This is a genomic window from Streptomyces sp. DI166 (assembly GCF_900091315.1).
GTDB classification, from domain to species: domain Bacteria; phylum Actinomycetota; class Actinomycetes; order Streptomycetales; family Streptomycetaceae; genus Streptomyces; species Streptomyces fuscus.
On record NZ_FLSP01000006.1, the window covers coordinates 14,019 to 31,731 of the forward strand.

Genomic DNA, 17,713 nt, shown 5'->3' on the forward strand with positions numbered 1-17,713 from the left:
TTGTCGCACATCGGCACCCCCTCGGACAGGAACACACAGACCAGAGAAGAGAGCAGACAGGTGTACGCAGCACTCGACATCGGCGGCACGAAGATCGCGGGAGCGCTGATCGACGACGCGGGCGCCATCCTGACCCGGGCGGAACTGCCCACCCCGGCCCGTGAGTCGGTCTCCCGGCTGACCGGGACCGTCGACGCGGTGATCGACCGCCTCGCCGCCCATCCGGCCTGGGGCACCGTCCGCGGCATGGGTATCGCCAGCGCGGGCCCCGTGGACACCGCCCACGGCACGGTCAGCCCGGTGAACATACCGGCTTGGCGGGCGTTTCCCCTGGTCGAGTGCGTGCGGGCCCACCCGATGCTCTTCGACGGAATCGACCCGGTACTGATCGGGGACGCCGTGGCCGTGGCCGCCGCGGAACAGTGGCGGGGAGCCGCCCAGGGCGTCGGCAACGCGCTGTGCATGGTGGTCTCCACCGGAGTGGGCGGCGGCTACGTCCTGAACGGCAGGCTTCATCCCGGTCCGTCGGGCAACGCCGGGCACATCGGGCACATCTCCGTGGCCATGGACGGCCCGCCCTGTGCGTGCGGCGCACGGGGATGCGTGGAGAGCTACGCCAGCGGCACCGCGATCGCCCGCCACGCCGTGCAGGCCGGATGGGTGCCGAGGGAGGGGGAGGCGGCGACCGCGGCGGCGGTGGCGGCGGCCGCGCGTGTCGGGGACGCACGCGCCCTCGCCGCGTACGACCGGTCCGCCCGTGCCCTGGCCGCCGCGATCGCGGGCAGCGCCACCCTGCTGGAGATCGAGGTGGCCGTGATCGGCGGGGGAGTGGCCCAGGCCGGAGACGTGCTGTTCACGCCTCTGCGGCGGCACCTGCGTTCGTTCGCGGTCCTCGACTTCGCCCGCGACGTGACAGTGCGGCCCGCCGCACTGGCGCGGGACGCCGGGCTCGTCGGCGCGGCGGCCGCCGCCCGGGCCCGCATGACCGAGCAGGGCTCCGTGTACGTGTCCGGTTGACGGCCGGCGTCCGAACGCGAAAGGGGGGCCGTGGCACGACAGCCACGGCCCCTCACCGCTCGGCACCTCAGGAACGAGGCGGCGCGGTCGACCCCCGGGGCACCAACTGCGGCAGCGCCGCGGGCTGGGACACGGCCTCCTGGCCCGCGATGACATCGAACAGCACCCGGGTGACCTGGGCGCCGAACGAATGCACGTCATGGCTCATCGCCGACAGCGTCGGGTGGGTGAGCCGGCACAACTGGGAGTCGTCCCAAGCCAGTAGGGACAGTTCGTCCGGGATGGAGACGCCCATCTCGGTGGCCACGCCGAGCCCCGCGACCGCCATGATGTCGTTGTCGTACACGATGGCTGTGGGCCGGTTCGACGACAGCAGCAGCGAACGGGTCGCCCGCGCGCCCTCCTCGCCGGAGAAGCCGGTCTCCACGTGCACACCGGGGCCCAGACCCAGCTCGGCCATCACCGCTTCGAAGGCCTCGGTACGGATCGCGCTGTGCCCGAGCCCCGTGGGGCCGCCGACGCGTGCGATGCGCCGGTGGCCCAGGGCCGCCAGATAGCGCACCGCCTCGCCGACCGCGGTGGCGTCGTCGGTCCACACCGACGGGAACCCGCCCGTCAGGCTCGGGTGCCCGACGGCGACGGCGGGCAGACCGGACTTGCGCAGGGGCGCGATGCGCGGGTCGTCCTTGCGCAGGTCGACCAGGATCGAGCCGCCTATCTGCCGCTCCCGCCACCAGCGCTCCTGCAGTTGGATCTCCTCCTCCACGGAGCCGACCAGGCGCAGCAGCAGCGAGCAGTCGCGCTCGGCCAGCACGCTCTCGATGCCGGAGATGAACTCCATGTAGAAGGGCTCAAGGCCCAGCAGCCGGGCGGGGCGGCAAATGGCGAGACCAATGGTGTCGACGGCCTGCCGGGACAGGCTGCGTGCCGAGGAGTTCGGCGCCCAGCCCAGTTCCCGGGCCACCGCGAAGATCCGCTCGCGGGTGGCCTCGGAAACGCCCGGCTTGTTGTTGAAGGCGAGGGAGACAGCCCCTTTGGAGACGCCGGCGGCCGCGGCGACGTCCTTGATGGTGATCCGCTCGGTCGGTGCGCTCACGCCGGTTCCACACAGAACAGGGCCGCGCGTACGGCGTTGGCACCGGTCTCTTTGGCTCCCTTGACCTTGAGGACGGCTCGCTCGCCGGGCAGGAGCGTGCGCAGCCCGGTGTCGCAGACGGCCTCCGGACCGAGCCGGTCGGGCTGGAGCAGGAGGTCCCGAACAAGAGTGTGTGCTGTGACCACAACGTCGAGACTACCGTCATCAGCGCCGGGCACGGACGCCACCGTGACGTCGTAGTCCGGGACGGGGTAGCCGAAGTCCTTGTCGGTCACGGGGAAGTGCACCGCCCGCAGGTCCCCCTCGTCCGCGACCAGGAACTCCTTGCCGGATGCCGCGTCCGGCACCAGTTCTTGCGGGACCGGCTGCCGGTGCACGGCGTACGCGCCCACGGTCAGGTCGACCACCTCGTCCGCCAGCACGGCCCCGTCCGCCTGGACGCGGCGCAGGGTCACCGAGGCCTGCCACGGCTGGGCCGTCTGGTTGACGACCGCCAGAATCGGGCCGTCGGTGCCCGGCTGGAGGGTGACGAGGCGGTCGGCGTAGACCCGGCGCAGTTCGTGGTGGAGCGGCTTGAGGCGGCCGTCGCCGTCGACGGCGGCCCAGGAGCTCACCGGCCAGCAGTCGTTGAGCTGCCACACCACCGTGCCCGCGCACTCGGGCCAGTGACTGCGCCAGTGCTCGATACCCGCCGCGACGGCCCGGGCCTGGACGAGCTGGGTGAGGTAGTGCCAGCGGTCGAAGTCGTCCTCGGGCAGCGGGAAGTGCCGGGCCACCCCGCGGTTGAGCTTGCCGTTGCCGTCCTCCGCCTTCTGGTGGTGGAGCATGCCGGGGGAGTCGGGGGCGAGCCGCTCACCGGGCAGCGCCCGGCGCAGCGTGGCCATGGCGGGCGGACCCTGCCAGCCGAACTCGGCGACGAAGCGCGGGACGTTCGCCCGGTACTCGGCGTAGTCCTGCCGGTTCCACACCTCCCAGGAGTGGTACGTGCCGTGGCCGGGGTCGTTGGGGTGGTGGTCCCAGGAGCCGGACCAGGGACTGCCCGCGGTGTACGGGCGGGTCGGGTCGAGCTCCGCCACCACACGCGGCAGCACCCCGAGGTAGTAGCCCTCGCCCCAGGAGTCCCCGGCGAGCTCGGGCTCCCAGTCCCAGTCCCGGAAGCCCCACAGGTTCTCGTTGTTGCCGTTCCAGAGGATGAGGGAGGGGTGGGGCATGAGCCGGACAACGTTGTCGCGCGCCTCTGCCTCGATCTCCCCGCGCAGGGGCTGTTCCTCGGGGTAGGCGGCGCAGGCGAACAGGAAGTCCTGCCAGACCATCAGGCCCAGCTCGTCGCAGATGTCGTAGAAGGCGTGGTCCTCGTAGATGCCGCCGCCCCAGATCCGCACCAGGTCGACGTTGGCGTCGACCGCCTGGGTCAGCCGCGTCCGGTAGCGCTCGTGGGTGACGCGGGACGGAAAGACGTCGTCGGGGATCCAGTTGACGCCGCGGGCGAAGATCCGCACGCCGTTGACGACGAGGGTGAAGCCGGTGCCGCGCTCGTCGGCCGACCGGTCGATCCCGACGGTACGGAAGCCCACGCGCCGGTGCCACCAGTCCAGCGTCCGCTCCCCGGCACCGTCGGCGTCCTCGCCGAGGGTCACCTCCAGGTCGTAGAGCGGCTGGTCGCCGTAACCGCGCGGCCACCACAGCTCGACATCCGGGACCCGCAGGGTGAGCGTGGCCCGGTCGCCGTCGACAGCGGTGCCGACCCGCGCCCCGCCCACGGACGCCTGGACGTACAGCCGGCGCCCGGCGCCCTGCCCGGTCCGCTCGATCTCCACCTGCACCTCGACGCGCCCCTCGCCGTCCACGACGGTCACCAGGGGACGCACCTGCGCCAGCCGCGCGGTGGACCAGCGCTCCAGGCGGACCGGACGCCAGATGCCCGCCGTCACCAGGGTCGGGCCCCAGTCCCAGCCGAAACTGCACGCCATCTTGCGGATGTACTGGAAGGGCTCGGGATAGACATTGGGCCGGTCCCCGACCATCGCGCGTACGGTTTCGGCCTCGTCGTAGGCCGAGGCGAACTCCACGTGCAGGCCGCCGTGGCGCCCGGTGACGTCGAACCGGTAGGTGCGGTGCATGTTGCGGGTCCGGCCCAGCTCGCGGTCGCCCAGTGTGATCACCGCGGCGGTGTCGAGGCCCTCGAAGACCAGGTCGGTGCGTTCGTAGCGCTGCGCGGAGGTGTCGGAGGCGTCGATGTGCCGGCTGTAGGTCCACGCGCGTTTGCCCACCCAGGCCACGTCGTGCTCGTTCAGGCCGAGGAACGGGTCCTCGATCTCCCCGGCCGCGAGCAGGTCGGTGTGGACGCAGCCGGGCACCCGGGCCGGCAGAGCGCTGCCGTCGTACCCCAGGCTCCACCCCTCGGCGAGCTGGACGACTTCCTTCATGTGCGGCTCCTCTTGGCAGAACACGTGGCGTCGTGCGTGTGACGACCGAGTCAACCTAACGCCGATTGCATGAACCGGTCTAGTCCCCTTCCGTTTCTTGGACTCCGACGCAAACACGCAGGTAGAGGGAGTGCATCTGAAAATGCCCGCTAGTGCATGTAACGATTAAGTATCGCGGATGTGTGAGGAGCTTTACCGGTTCACCAACGGGCTGGCATAGTCCCCGGCAACTGACGAAGCCCGAGCCGTAATCCTTGGAGGAGTGGGGCGTATGGGAACAAGAACGCTGAGTGCCGCGATGCTGGCCACCGCGGTGCTGACGGTCACCACGGCGTGCAGCGGGGGCGGCACGCCGAACCCTGATGAGTCCGCGGTCGCGCCGCTGAACCCGAAGAGCGCGTCCGGCAGCATCACGGTGCTGACCAACCGTACGGACCTCGTGCAGGACGGCACGATGAAGAAGTACGCGGCGGAGTTCAACAAGACCTACCCCAAGGTGAAGGTGAAGTTCGAGGCCATCACCGACTACGAGGGTGAGGTCAAGATCCGGATGAACACCGAGAACTACGGTGACGTCCTCCTCATCCCCGGCGCGGTCTCGAAGGGTGACTACCCGAAGTTCTTCGCGCCGCTCGGCGAGGCGTCGACGATGAGCTCGAAGTACCTGTTCACCGGCAAGACGGAGGTGGACGGCAAGGTCTACGGCATCGGCACCTTCGGCACCGCCAGCGGCTTCGTCTACAACAAGGCCGTGTGGAAGAAGGCCGGCATCACGGACTGGCCGACCACGCCGGAGGAGTTCCTCGCCGACCTCAAGACCGTCAAGGACAAGACCGGCGCCACCCCGTACTACACCAACTTCAAGGACGCCTGGCCCCTGAGCGGCCAGTGGACCAACGGCGTGGGCGCCGTCAGCTGCAACAGCAAGGCGCTCGACACGCTGTCGGCCTCGGACGCGCCCTGGGCCAAGGGCAGCGACCTCAACACGCTCGACAAGCTCCTGCACGACATGGTCGACCAGAAGCTGACCGAGAAGGACCCGAGCACCACGAACTGGGAGAGCTCCAAGACGCTCCTGGCCAAGGGTGAGGTCGGCAGCATGATGCTCGGCTCCTGGGCCATCAACCAGATGCGGGCCGCCGCCGAGGACGCCGGGACCAACCCCGACGACATCGGCTTCATGCCGGTGCCCGCGCAGACCAACGGCAAGTTCTGCGCCACGCTCGTCTCCGACTACCAGCAGGCCGTGAACATCCACTCCGACAACAAGGAGGCCGCCCGGGCCTGGATCGACTGGTTCACCGAGGAGTCCGGCTACTCCGAGAAGGAGGGCGCGGTCTCGGTGCTGCGGTCGGCTCCGCTGCCGTCCACGCTCAAGGACTACGTTGACAACGATGTCAAGATGGTGGAACGTTCTGAGGACAAGACCGCCGAGGTCAACGCCATCGACGATGCCGCGGAGATCGGCCTGAACAAGCCGGACTACCGCCAGAAGCTCATCGACATCGCCCGCGGCGCGCAGGACGGCTCGCTCCAGGGCTACTTCGACGAACTGAACAAGCGCTGGTCCGAGGCCAGGCAGAACGCCGGCTCCTGACGTGCCGGGTGCCCGGGTCCCGGCCCCCGGCCGGGACCCGGCGCGCACCGCCGATCAGCGGATGACGAAAGGCCCTGGCCCTCATGTCCCGAACCGTATCCACCACCTCACCGCCCGCGCCGGTCGCCAAACAGGACCGCACGGCAAGACACCGCGCCCGCCAAAAAGCGCCGGGCGGACGCTCCTGGCGTGACCTGCCGCTGCGGCGTCTGACCCCCTGGCTCTTCCTGCTCGCCCCCCTCGCCCTCCTGGTGACGTTCACCTACGTCCCGGTGGGCAACATGATCTACTACAGCTTCACCGACTGGGACGGCGTCAGCCCCGACCGCAGCTACGTGGGCGGGGAGAACTACACCGACGTCTTCACCCGCTCGGACATGTTCCGGGTCTTCGCGGTGAGCCTGTACTACCTCGCCGCGTCCGTCGTGCAGATCGCGATCGCCCTGTACTTCGCCACCGTGCTCAGCTTCAACCTGCGCTTCCGGAACGTCTTCAAGGGCATCCTCTTCTTCCCGTACCTGATCAACGGCGTCGCGATCGGTTTCGTCTTCCTGTACTTCTTCCAGGACGGCGGCACCCTCGACTCGGTGCTGTCCCTGGTCGGTGTGCACACCGACCACGCCTGGCTGGGCGACCCGGAGTCCGCGAACACCTCGCTCGCCGGAGTCTCCGTCTGGAGGTTCACCGGTCTGAACTTCGTGCTCTTCCTCGGCGCCATCCAGTCGATCCCCGGCGAGCTCTACGAAGCCGCCCAGCTCGACGGCGCGAGCCGCTGGCAGCAGTTCCGGCACATCATCGCGCCGGGCATCCGGCCGGTGCTCAGCCTCAGCGTCATCCTGGCGATCTCCGGCTCGCTGTCGGTCTTCGAGATCCCGTACATCATGACGGGCGGTGCGACGGGGACGTCGACCTTCGTCATCCAGACCGTGAAGCTGGCCTTCCAGTTCAACAAGACGGGCCTCGCCTCGGCCTGCGCCGTGGTGCTGCTGGCGATCATCCTGCTGATCACCTGGATCCAGCGCCGTCTCGTGCCCGACGAGAGGGTGGACATCGTATGACCTTGACCGCACCCCCCAGGCCCCGCCGGCGCCTGGGCATCGCCACCCCGCTGACCTACCTGGTCCTCATCGCGGCATCCCTGGTCGTCCTGGTCCCGCTCAGCGTGGTCTTCCTGACCTCGCTGAAGACATCGGAGGAGGTCGCCGGGGGCAAGGACGCGCTGGCCCTGCCCGACAACTGGCTGAACTTCGACAACTACGTGACCGCCTTCTCCGACGGCCACATGCTCACCGCCTTCGGGAACACGGCGTTCATCCTGCTGTTCTCCATCACCGGCACCGTGATCATCGGCTCCATGACGGCGTACGCGATCGACCGCTTCGAGTTCCGCTTCAAGAAGCTGATCATGGCGCTGTTCCTGGTCGCGACGCTCGTCCCAGGTGTGACGACGCAGGTCGCGACCTTCCAAGTCGTCAACAGCTTCGGCCTCTTCGACACCCGCTGGGCGCCGATCCTGCTGTACATGGGCACTGACATCGTGTCCATCTACATCTTCCTGCAGTTCATCCGCGGTATCCCGATCTCGGTGGACGAGGCGGCCCGCCTGGACGGCGCGAACGCCTTCACCATCTACCGGAAAATCATCTTCCCGATGCTGAAGCCGGCCATCGCGACCGTGGTCATCATCAAGGGCATCACCACCTACAACGACTTCTACATCCCGTTCCTGTACATGCCCTCCGAGGACCTCGGCACGATGTCCACCGCCCTGTTCCGCTTCAAGGGCCCCTACGGCGCGCACTGGGAGACGATCTCGGCCGGGGCCATCCTGGTCATCGTCCCCACGCTGCTCGTCTTCCTGTTCCTGCAGCGGTACATCTACAACGGCTTCGCCCAGGGGGCGAGCAAGTAGCGGGACGCAGTTCGACGGAGGGGGGAGGACCGGCGGTGCCGGTCCTCCCCCCTCCTCTGAAGGGGCCCCGATGGCGTACGAAACGCCGCCCCCTCGCAGAAGCGCGAGGGGGCGGGAGGGTCGTCGGCCACGGACCCGGAGGGTCACTCGGCCCTGATGTCGTCTACGTACACAACTCCCTTGACCGCGGCCCCGTCCCCATGGCCGAGATACAGGTTGAACGCCGTCACGTCCGCGAGGTGCGCGGTGTCGAGTACGTCCCCGGCATGGGCGGTGTCCCAGGGAGCCGGTGCGAACTCACTGAAGGGCGCCCTGATTTCGCGGCCGCTCGTGTCGGACAGCGGGACGTTGTACTCGAAGTAGACACCACCGGCCACGACTTGGAGTGTCGCGCCGCTGCCCGAACCGTCGCCCTGGAGCCACAGCGCCAGTGACGAGAACGCGGTCCAGTCGGCGTCGACCGACTTGCCGATGCCGGTGTACCCGGCACTGCTGAAGTCGTAAGCGTACGCCAGCCCGTAGGAGCCCGAGGCCTTGTGGTCGGGGGAGAGGGCGGTGGTGTTGGCGTTGATGTGGCTGTAGGCCTCGCTGAGCGTGGTGTCGTCGCCGGCGTACCCCTCGAAGTCGTCGATCCAGCCGGGCGGCAGCGGGGCGACCTCGCCGAGGAGGAGCAGGGCGGAGTCGGTGAGCGTCCTGCCGTGCACCCGGGCGTCCACCGAGAGGGTCACGGAACGGTTGTCCAGCCAGGCGGGGTCGATCTTCCAGCGTCCGGAGTAGAACCCGTCCGCGTCCAGGCGCAGCCGCCGGGCGCGCCCGCCGTTCACCGCGTACGTGACACGGCTCGGCATCGCATGGGTCGCCCGCACACGGACCGTGGTCTCGGGGCCGGTCAGGCGCTGCCGGTCGGTGGGAGTCACCAGGTGCAGGAACGGGGCGTTGGGCAGGGCCCTGGTGCGCGCGGCGTACACGCCCCGCAGATCACGGGCGAAGACGGTGTACGGGTCCTTGGCGTACTGGACGAAGTCCGCGTGCAGCGCGTGGCCCGGAACCGGCACGTACTGCCGGGCATCGCCGCCGAAGTTGGCCCAGGTCTGCATGTACGTCACCCGGCGGGCCACCGGGTCGGCCTTTATGGCGCCCAGCAGCTCGGTGAACCACCGAGGGTTGCGCCCCTCCTCCCCGCTCTCGCCGAACTCGGTGTAGGCCGGGACCTTCCCCTTCTCCTCCGCCAGCCGCACCACCATCGCCAGGTCCTTGACCAGGCCCTCCAACCAGGCTTCCGAGCCCGCGGAGTTGTCGTAGGCGTCGTAGCCGAGGACATCGACGTAACCGTCGCCGGGGTAGGTCTTCAGGTAGCCCGAGGCGTCGCCGCCGAAGCTGGAGTTGGGGGAGTAGGAGTAGAGCAGGTTGCGCACGCGCCTGGTGTTGCGCAGGTACTCGACGGTGTAGCGGAAGATCTCGATGTACTCCGCCGAGGTGGTGTGCCCGGCTCCCCACCAGAACCAGCCGCCGTTGTTCTCGTGGAAGGGGCGGAAGATGACCGGGATCAGTGTGCCGTCCTCGCGCCGCGCGCCCTTGACGGCCTTGGCGACGCGGTCGAGGAAGGCGTTGTACTGGGCGTGCTTGGCGCCGCCCGGCAGGATCTGCGAGACGACACGTCCGGAGGTGTCGTAGAAGTCCTCGCCCGTGACGAAGTTCGGCATGTGCGCACTGAGCGTGTTGATGCCGCCCAGGGTGTCCGCCTGCTGGAAGCACCGGGTCAGCGCGGCGATGTTCTCCGCCTCGGTCTGCTCCTTGCTGCCGGGGCGTTCGTCGCCGTCGAGGACGAGGGTGTCCCAGCCGAACAGTGCCGGGTGGTCGCCCACGGCGGCCTTGGTGTCGGACGACTCGCCGTCCTGCGTGGGGAACGTGAACCCGTAGGACAGGGCGTGCTGGTGACCGAAGAGAACACCCTTGCCCTGCTGCCGCATCAGGAAGGCGAACAGTGCGCGCGTGGCGCTCGTCGCCTTGTCGTCGACGATCCTGACCGGCATCGGCGCGCCGGCCGAAGCAGTGGAGCGGGGCGCTGCCGAGGCCATGGGTATACCGGCGCTCGCCACCGCGGCTGTGGCGCCGAGAAGGACGAACGAACGGCGGTTCACGGCAGGTCTGTGCATGGCGTCTCCTAGGAAGGGGTCGGCTCTCGCCACGGGGAAGTGCTGCCGACTTTGCTGGATCACGACAGCGTTGTCCATGCTGCTGCGGAAGTTAAGTAACCGGTTTAGTGAATTGGCGATGGGAGGAGTGCTCAGGGGTGCGTATTCGGGACTCTGGTCTGCCGGGTGGCGACACCGGATGGCGCAAATCTGAGCAGCTCATTGAGGCTTCTCGGATTCACTCCGGGGGTTGGGGTCGATGGGTGGACCTGTTTCGACGATGTGCTTAACCGGTTAGTGTTCGACAGGGCGTCGTGGAATTGGTGGTGAGGTGCAGGAACCCGTCCGGGACGCTGCGCATCATGGACTACGGCGTGCGGGAACCAGCCCGGCGCGGACAGGCGCGACCGGCTCGGTTTCGGCGGTGACGTGGTCGACTCGGCCGGGATCCGGCTCGTCAGCTTGGACAGACCCGGCCTCGGAGCATACGGCCCGGGTCCCGGCCAGACCCTGACGACCCGGGCCACCGGCATCCAGCACCTCATCCAGGAGCGGGCATTTGGCGGCGCCGCTGGCGGTGGGGTTCTCGCAAGAGGCGCCCTTCGCACTCGCTCTGGCGGCCAACGGGAGCGACGAACTCGCCCACCCCCGCTTCGCCGACGCCCTGCCCCCGGAGGTGAGGAGCATGGTGGACGCCGTCGCGGACGACCCCCTGGCAGCCGAAGCGTCCTTCGCGGGCTTCGGCAGCGCCGACGCACTGTGGCGATATTACGGTCCCGGTCGCCGGATGATCCCGGTGGCGTCGCGACGCTCACTTCCCGATGCGGGGGGTTCTTGCTCCGGACGCACGGCGAGGCCGTCCTGCGTGCTCTGGTGGCCCACGTCCGGTGACGGCGCGGGTGTTTCGCAGCTGAGGAGCTGAGGAGCTGAGGAGCCGAGGAGCCGAGGAGCCGAGGAGCTGACGAACATCGGTGACACAACATACCGACAGGCGCGTCGGCAACATCCGATAGGATGCCGACGCCCACGTCGTCAAGTTGCGGCAAAGAGGCGAGCTGGCTCGCCCCGTCGTGTCCTCATTTCCTTCCTCACTCGGAGAGCTCCGTGTTCCTTGCCCTACGCGATCTGCGCTTCGCCCGCGGTCGCTTCGCTCTGATGGGCGCGGTGGTCGCGCTCATCGCCGTACTCGGTGTCCTCCTGTCCGGGCTCGCCTCCGGGCTGGCGGACGCCGGTATATCCGGGCTGCGCGCGCTGCCCGTGACGCACATGGCCTTCGACGAGAAGGCGACCAGCGAGCAGTTCTCCCGCTCGACCGTGGAAGAGGAGGACTGGCAGGCGTGGGCCAAGGCCCCGGGAGTGGAGCGCGCGGAGCCGTTCGGGAACACCCTCGCCAATGCCCAGGTGACCGAGGGCGCCAAGAAGGGCGAGCAGGTCAACCTCGCCGTCTTCGGCATGGCACCGGACTCGCCCCTGGCACCCAGCCCCAGCAAGGGTGAGGGCCTCAAGGAGGGCAGTACGGGCATCGTGATCACCGAGGAGATCGCCGACCTGGGCGTGGAGATCGGCGATGTGCTGACCGCGGACAAGAGCGAGGTGCGGCTGAAGGTCGTCGGGCTGGTCGACGACACCGTCTCCTACGGCCACATCGGCGTCGTCTACGCGGGCCTCGACACGTGGCGGCACCTGCACTACGGCCTGCCCGGCGACCTCCCCGAGGCCGCGAGCCGGCAGGCCACCGCCGTCGCCCTGACCCTGACGCCGGGCGCCGACGTCGCCGCGGTGGAGGAGGCGACCGGGACCCGCGCCGAGACCAAGGAGGCCACGTTCGACGCGTCCCCCGGCTACGAGGCAGAGTCGAGCACCATGGCCCTGATCAAGGGCTTCCTTTACGTCATCTCCGCCCTGGTCATCGGCGCGTTCTTCACTGTCTGGACCGTCCAGCGCAAGCCCGAGATCGCCCTGCTGAAGGCACTGGGCGCCCCCTCCCGGTACATCCTGCGCGACGCACTCGCCCAGGTCGTGGCCGTGCTCGTCGCAGCCACGGCCCTCGGCACCGCCGTCGGCCTGGCCCTGGGCAGCGCGATGATCGGCAAGGCCCCCTTTTCCCTCTCCGCCCCGGCCATCGCCACCTCCTCCGGTCTGCTCATCCTCTTCGGCACCGTGGGAGCTGTCGTCGCCGTCCGCCGTATCACCGCCGTCGACCCCCTGACCGCTCTGGGAGCCACCCGATGACCACACCCGCCACCGACCAGCAGGCCGCCGCGGACACCGACCGCTCCGGCGGGCTGCGCCTGGACGACGTCACCCTCACCCTCGGCGACGGCGACACCGCCGTCACCGCCCTCGACCACGTCGGCCTGACTGTCGCCCCCGGGGAGTTCGTCGCCGTCGTCGGCCCCTCCGGGTCCGGCAAGTCCAGCCTCCTCGCCGTCGCCGGCGGCCTCCAGCGGCCCACCTCGGGCTCCGTGCACATCGCCGGTACCGAGCTGACCGCCCTGTCGGACAAGGAACGCACCGCGGCCCGCCTTCGCCACATCGGTTTCGTCTTCCAGCAGTCCAACCTGCTGGCCTCCCTCACCGTCAGGGAACAGCTCCTGCTGCCCCTGCACATCGCGGGACGCCTCGACTCCGCTGCCCGGGCCCGCGCGGACGAACTCATCGAAGCCGTCGGGCTGACCCACCGCACCGGCGCCCGTCCGCACCAACTGTCGGGCGGCGAGCGCCAGCGCGCCGGCCTGGCCCGCGCCCTGATGACCTCCCCCGCGGTCCTGCTGGTGGACGAACCCACCTCGGCACTGGACCGGGAACGGTCCGCCGAGGCGGTGCGGCTGATCGCCGAACAGACCCATGAGCGCAAGACGGCCACGGTCATGGTCACCCACGACACGGCGATAATGGACGCTGCCGACCGGGTGTACGAGATGGTCGACGGCCGCCTGTCCTGACAGGAACGCCGACCGGCGCCGCACGCCCGGCCCTGTCCACCCCTCCAGGAGCCCACGCCGCATGCCGAAGATCAACGCCTCGACCGTCGCCGAGCACCGTGCCCAGCAACGTGAGGCGCTGATCGGGGCGGCGATCGACATCCTGGTCAACGAGGGCGCCGCCGCCGTCACACCGGCGGCGGTCGGCGCCCGCGCGGGCCTGGCCCGCTCCAGCGTCTATCAGTACTTCGACTCCTCGGCGGCTCTCCTGGCCACCATCACGGAGGAAGCCTTCCGGCGCTCCAACGAGGCCCTCACCCGTGCTATGGCCGACGCGAACGGACCCCTGGAACGCGTCGAGGCGTTCTTCGCGGAAAGCCTCCGCCTGGGCGCCGAAGGCGCACACCGGCCCGCCGTCGCCCTCATGAACGCGGGTCTTCCCCCGGCCTGCCAGCAACGGCTGATGGAACTCCACCTGGACCAGGTCGAACCGTTCCGCGCCGCCGTCCGCGAACTCGGCGCCCCCGAGCCCGCGCTCACGGCCGACCTGATCGCCGGAATGCTGCACACCGCCTTGAGTGCCGTCGAGAACGGCACTCCCCTCGATACAGTCACCCAGCGCACCCTCGCACTCGTGCGCCGCTGCCTCACGCAGTAAGGGCCCTGAAGCCCCGCGCCGGTTCAGACTCAGGATCCGCTCGCACAACTGCACGGAAGCGGCCTGTCCGAGCGAACAGGGCCATTGGTCCCAGTCCCCGGGTCCTGACAGGGACCGGTCGACCCTACCGGGACCAGGGGGCCCTGCGGTGATCATGTGGTGGCGGCCGGGAGGGCCAGGCCACTCCCGTTCGCTGTTGGCACTTCCCGGCTCGTGAAGGACATGAGCACTTGGGGAGGACGACGTCCGGTGGACGAGGCACAAATAGAGCAGGTGGGGATCGCGCGGCCGAGCGCTGTGAGCCCTGCGGGCGGGGACCCCGGCGAACGGGGACACGAACCGGCCCACCGGGCGTCCTGGGTGGACTGGCTGACGACGACCGACCACAAGAAGATCGGGACGATGTACCTGGTCTCCGCGTTCGTCTTCTTCATCGTCGGCGGCGTGATGGCGCTGATGATGCGCGCCGAACTCGCCCGCCCCGGCATGCAGATCATGTCGAACGAGCAGTTCAACCAGGCCTTCACCATGCACGGCTCGGTCATGCTGCTGCTGTTCGCGATGCCGCTGTTCACCGGATTCGCCAACTGGATCATGCCGCTCCAGATCGGCGCCCCGGACGTGGCGTTCCCGCGGCTGAACATGCTGGCCTTCTGGCTGTTCCTGTTCGGCTCGCTCATCGCGGCGGGCGGCTTCCTTACCCCGGGCGGTGCCGCCGACTTCGGCTGGTTCCTGTACGCCCCGCTGTCCAACGAGGTCTACTCGCCCGGTATCGGCGCCGACCTGTGGATCATGGGCGTGGCCCTGTCCGGCTTCGGCTCGATCGCGGGCGCGGTCAACTTCATCACCACGATCATCTGCATGCGCGCCCCCGGCCTGACCATGTTCCGCATGCCGATCTTCACCTGGAACGTCCTGCTGACCGGCGTTCTGATCCTCATGGTGTTCCCGGTGTTGGCGGCCGCGCTGTTCGCCCTCGAATGCGACCGCCGGTTCGGCAGCCACATATTCGATGCCGCCAACGGCGGCGCACTGCTGTGGCAGCACTTGTTCTGGTTCTTCGGTCACCCCGAGGTGTACATCCTGGCGCTGCCGTTCTTCGGCATCGTCTCCGAGGTCATCCCGGTCTTCAGCCGTAAGCCGATGTTCGGCTACATGGGCCTGATCGGCGCCACGATCGCCATCGCCGGCCTGTCGGTGACGGTGTGGGCGCACCACATGTACGTCACCGGCGGTGTCCTGCTGCCGTTCTTCTCCTTCATGACCTTCCTGATCGCGGTGCCGACAGGTGTGAAGTTCTTCAACTGGATCGGCACTATGTGGAAGGGCTCACTGAGCTTCGAGACCCCGATGCTGTGGGCCACCGGCTTCCTGGTCACCTTCACCTTCGGTGGCCTGACCGGCGTCATCCTGGCCTCGCCGCCGCTGGACTTCCATGTGTCCGACACCTACTTCGTCGTCGCCCACTTCCACTACACGCTCTTCGGCACGGTGGTGTACGCGATGTTCGCCGGATTCCACTTCTGGTGGCCGAAGTTCACCGGCAAGATGCTCGACGAACGCCTCGGCAAGATCACCTTCTGGACGCTCACGGTCGGCTTCCACGGCACCTTCCTCGTCCAGCATTGGCTCGGCGCCGAGGGCATGCCGCGCCGCTACGCCGACTACCTCGCGGCCGACGGCTTCACCGCCCTCAACACCCTGTCCTCGATCGGCTCGTTCGTCCTCGGCCTGTCGCTGCTGCCGTTCTTCTACAACGTCTGGAAGACCGCCAAGTACGGCAAGAAGATCGAGGTGGACGACCCCTGGGGCTACGGCCGTTCCCTGGAGTGGGCCACCTCCTGCCCGCCCCCGCGGCACAACTTCACCACCCTGCCGCGAATCCGCTCCGAGTCCCCGGCGTTCGACCTGCACCACCCCGAGATCGCCGAGCTCGAAACGGCGAGCTGACCATGGCCCACGCCATATGGGCACTCGGCGTCGCGACCGTGACCGCCGCGGGCTGCGTCTGGTACGTCCCCGCCCTCGCCGACCTGCGCGCGGGGGCGGACCGGCCGGTGTCCCGCCGCACCGCGGCGGCCGCCTGCCTGAGCGGCTGGAGCACGGCCGGGATCATCGCCGTACTGCTGATGCTGGCCGAGGCGTGGTGGCTTCCCGCCGCCGTGGCTGGCGCGGGCGCCGCCGTCACCGTCGCGCTGCGGGTGTGCGCGGCGGTGCAGCACCGGCGCGAGACACACGAGGCCGCCCGCCAGTGGTCGCAGCTGAGCCAGGGGCAGCCCCTGCCCGGTCCCGACCCCTCCCGGCGCGTGGTCGCCGTCCTCGTGGGCACCGGCCTCACCACCGGGGCGGTCACCGCGATCCTCAGGGTGGCCGCCGGTCCGGAGGACGGCTCGGCCTGGCTGGCGGCGCTCGTCCTGCCGACCGGTGTGGTCGCGGTCTTCCTCACCCTCGCGATCACCTACGTGCGCACGACCCGGCGCACACCGCCCCGAACCTGAGGCCCGGGGTTCACACTTCCCAGTCCCAGGAACCGATGTAGGCGGCCCGGCCGGTGCGCCGGGCCTCCATGGCCGCCTCCAGACGGACGAAGTCCCGCTCGGGCATGAGCGGCCGCCACTGTGCGAGCGGCAGGGCCAGCACCTCGGAGTGCTCGCCCGGATCGAGCCGGATGCCCTTGATCTGCCGCTCCGTGAGACGCCCCCCGTCGAACACGAAACCGGCCGTGGCGTACGGCCATTGCGCCCCGGGCAATCCGAACACCGCTGCCAGCAGCCGTGGAGGCCCCGGTACGACGATCCCGGTCTCCTCCTCGCACTCGCGCACCGCCGTCTCCCACGGCCGCTCACCCGCCTCGGCAGTCCCACCGGGCCACTGCCAGGGGTGTACCTCCACCGAGTACACGGAGCGCAACTGCACCGGCTGGTCACGCTCGTCGGTGAAGAAGACGGCACCGAACATCGTCGCCTTCGGCAGCGTCTCGGCGTACACCTCGGGGGGAAGCCAGGTGGGGTTCTGGGTCATGTAGTGCTCCGTGCGGTCGGGTTGGGGAATTCGGTAGAGGTTCCGGGGTGCGCAGGCGGGTCAGGCTGCCGTCCGGTGGGACACGTACAGCCGGTACGAGGCACGGTTGTCCGCCTCCGGGGCGTCGATCGCGGTGACCGAGTCCAGGACGAGCCCGTGCTCGGCGAGGAGCCCCTCCCACAACTGCGGCGTGAGGACCCACATGTGCCCGGGGAGTTCCTGGTCGGTGCCGGGCAGCCGCAGCGCCTCGGGTCGTGCGATCACGGCGTCCGAGGGGCCGTCGCCACGGGAGTTGGTGTGCAGGACGCTGAAGACGAAGCGTCCGCCGGGCTTGAGCCCCTGGGCCAGAGCGGGCAGGAGCCGACACGGATCCGTGAAGTGCACGGCGCTGACGGAGTAGATCAGGTCGTACGGGTCGGCGTCGCTCAAGTGGGCAACGGCGTCGGCGCACACCAGGTGCAGGCCGGGCGTACCGGGGTATCGGGCGACTGCGCGCTGGTGCTGGGTGGGGGAGGAGTCGACGGCGGTGACCGACGCGCCCATGGCCGCCACGGATGCGGCATGCCGGCCGAGCCCACTGCCGAGTTCGAGCACGCGCAGGCCCCGTACCTCCTCCAGCACCTCACTGCCGGGCCCGACCCCGGTGATGGTCCATGCCCACTGGTCAAGCTCAGGCAGCACGACGTCTCGCGTGAGCTGATGGGCGCCGTACGCGGTCCAGGTGTCCAGATTCTGCGTCTCGTAGTCGGGCACGGTGCTCCTCGTCGACGCCGGCTCGGTCACACGGATCAACGACCCCGCCCGGAGTTCGAACACATGTGTTTCGGACGGACCTGGAACCCCGCGATAGAGCGCGCGGCGGAGCTTGTGCGATGCACCGACCCTTGCCGCGCAACGGGCACGACTCCGGTCCGGGGTGGCCGAAAC

At 69.3% G+C, this 17,713-nt stretch carries 14 protein-coding genes; 9 read left to right on the forward strand and 5 right to left on the reverse strand.

Translation table 11 applies throughout. From position 1 onward, the window contains the following. The first annotated feature begins 60 nt into the window (after nucleotides 1–60). Complete coding sequence (locus GA0115233_RS04540) at nucleotides 61–1,017, forward strand: ROK family protein (protein WP_093718762.1); 957 nt, start codon at nucleotides 61–63, stop codon at nucleotides 1,015–1,017. 67 nt (nucleotides 1,018–1,084) lie between these two features. Here GA0115233_RS04540 and GA0115233_RS04545 read toward each other — a convergent pair whose 3' ends face one another. Further along, complete coding sequence (locus GA0115233_RS04545) at nucleotides 1,085–2,113, reverse strand: LacI family DNA-binding transcriptional regulator (protein ID WP_093718763.1); 1,029 nt, start codon at nucleotides 2,111–2,113, stop codon at nucleotides 1,085–1,087. Continuing rightward, a complete protein-coding gene (locus tag GA0115233_RS04550; RefSeq protein WP_093718764.1) occupies nucleotides 2,110–4,539 on the reverse strand; it encodes a glycoside hydrolase family 2 protein in 2,430 nt (809 codons plus the stop codon). Before GA0115233_RS04550 ends, GA0115233_RS04545 begins: the two co-directional genes overlap by 4 nt. A 271-nt stretch (nucleotides 4,540–4,810) precedes the next feature. Between GA0115233_RS04550 and GA0115233_RS04555 the strand changes: the two genes are divergently transcribed. From GA0115233_RS04555 to GA0115233_RS04565, 3 genes are all read left to right on the forward strand, one after another. Continuing rightward, the gene (locus GA0115233_RS04555) at nucleotides 4,811–6,136 is read left to right on the forward strand and encodes an ABC transporter substrate-binding protein (RefSeq protein WP_093718765.1); all 1,326 of its coding nucleotides are present in this window, start codon (nucleotides 4,811–4,813) and stop codon (nucleotides 6,134–6,136) included. 83 nt (nucleotides 6,137–6,219) lie between these two features. Further along, the gene (locus GA0115233_RS04560; RefSeq protein ID WP_093718766.1) at nucleotides 6,220–7,194 is read left to right on the forward strand and encodes a carbohydrate ABC transporter permease; all 975 of its coding nucleotides are present in this window, start codon (nucleotides 6,220–6,222) and stop codon (nucleotides 7,192–7,194) included. After that, the gene (locus tag GA0115233_RS04565; protein WP_093718767.1) at nucleotides 7,191–8,048 is read left to right on the forward strand and encodes a carbohydrate ABC transporter permease; all 858 of its coding nucleotides are present in this window, start codon (nucleotides 7,191–7,193) and stop codon (nucleotides 8,046–8,048) included. Before GA0115233_RS04560 ends, GA0115233_RS04565 begins: the two co-directional genes overlap by 4 nt. A gap of 143 nt (nucleotides 8,049–8,191) precedes the next feature. On the opposite strand, the gene GA0115233_RS04570 is transcribed toward GA0115233_RS04565, so the two are convergent. Continuing rightward, nucleotides 8,192–10,204 carry a glycosyl hydrolase gene (locus GA0115233_RS04570; RefSeq protein WP_093718768.1) on the reverse strand — a complete coding sequence of 671 codons (2,013 nt, stop codon included), beginning with the start codon at nucleotides 10,202–10,204 and terminating at the stop codon, nucleotides 8,192–8,194. A gap of 1,083 nt (nucleotides 10,205–11,287) precedes the next feature. Here GA0115233_RS04570 and GA0115233_RS04580 point away from each other — a divergent pair. The 5 genes from GA0115233_RS04580 to GA0115233_RS04600 all read left to right on the forward strand — a co-directional run bounded on the left by GA0115233_RS04580 (nucleotide 11,288) and on the right by GA0115233_RS04600 (nucleotide 16,263). Continuing rightward, nucleotides 11,288–12,415 (forward strand): ABC transporter permease, encoded by a 1,128-nt coding sequence (locus tag GA0115233_RS04580; protein ID WP_093718770.1) that lies wholly within the window; start codon nucleotides 11,288–11,290, stop codon nucleotides 12,413–12,415. After that, nucleotides 12,412–13,128, forward strand: a complete 717-nt coding sequence (locus GA0115233_RS04585; RefSeq protein ID WP_093718771.1) for an ABC transporter ATP-binding protein — start codon at nucleotides 12,412–12,414, stop codon at nucleotides 13,126–13,128. The genes GA0115233_RS04580 and GA0115233_RS04585 overlap by 4 nt, the downstream gene beginning before the upstream one ends. A gap of 61 nt (nucleotides 13,129–13,189) precedes the next feature. Further along, nucleotides 13,190–13,765 (forward strand): TetR/AcrR family transcriptional regulator, encoded by a 576-nt coding sequence (locus GA0115233_RS04590; protein WP_093718772.1) that lies wholly within the window; start codon nucleotides 13,190–13,192, stop codon nucleotides 13,763–13,765. 360 nt (nucleotides 13,766–14,125) lie between these two features. Beyond that, a complete protein-coding gene (gene ctaD, locus GA0115233_RS04595; RefSeq protein WP_255310051.1) occupies nucleotides 14,126–15,715 on the forward strand; it encodes an aa3-type cytochrome oxidase subunit I in 1,590 nt (529 codons plus the stop codon). Between the two features lie 2 nt (nucleotides 15,716–15,717). Further along, nucleotides 15,718–16,263 (forward strand): hypothetical protein, encoded by a 546-nt coding sequence (locus tag GA0115233_RS04600; RefSeq protein ID WP_093718774.1) that lies wholly within the window; start codon nucleotides 15,718–15,720, stop codon nucleotides 16,261–16,263. Between the two features lie 10 nt (nucleotides 16,264–16,273). On the opposite strand, the gene GA0115233_RS04605 is transcribed toward GA0115233_RS04600, so the two are convergent. Together GA0115233_RS04605 and GA0115233_RS04610 are read right to left on the reverse strand one after the other, a co-directional pair. Then, complete coding sequence (locus GA0115233_RS04605) at nucleotides 16,274–16,786, reverse strand: NUDIX domain-containing protein (RefSeq protein WP_093718775.1); 513 nt, start codon at nucleotides 16,784–16,786, stop codon at nucleotides 16,274–16,276. Nucleotides 16,787–16,846: 60 nt separating this feature from the next. Next, nucleotides 16,847–17,539, reverse strand: a complete 693-nt coding sequence (locus GA0115233_RS04610; RefSeq protein ID WP_093718872.1) for a methyltransferase domain-containing protein — start codon at nucleotides 17,537–17,539, stop codon at nucleotides 16,847–16,849. Nucleotides 17,540–17,713: the final 174 nt, after the last annotated feature.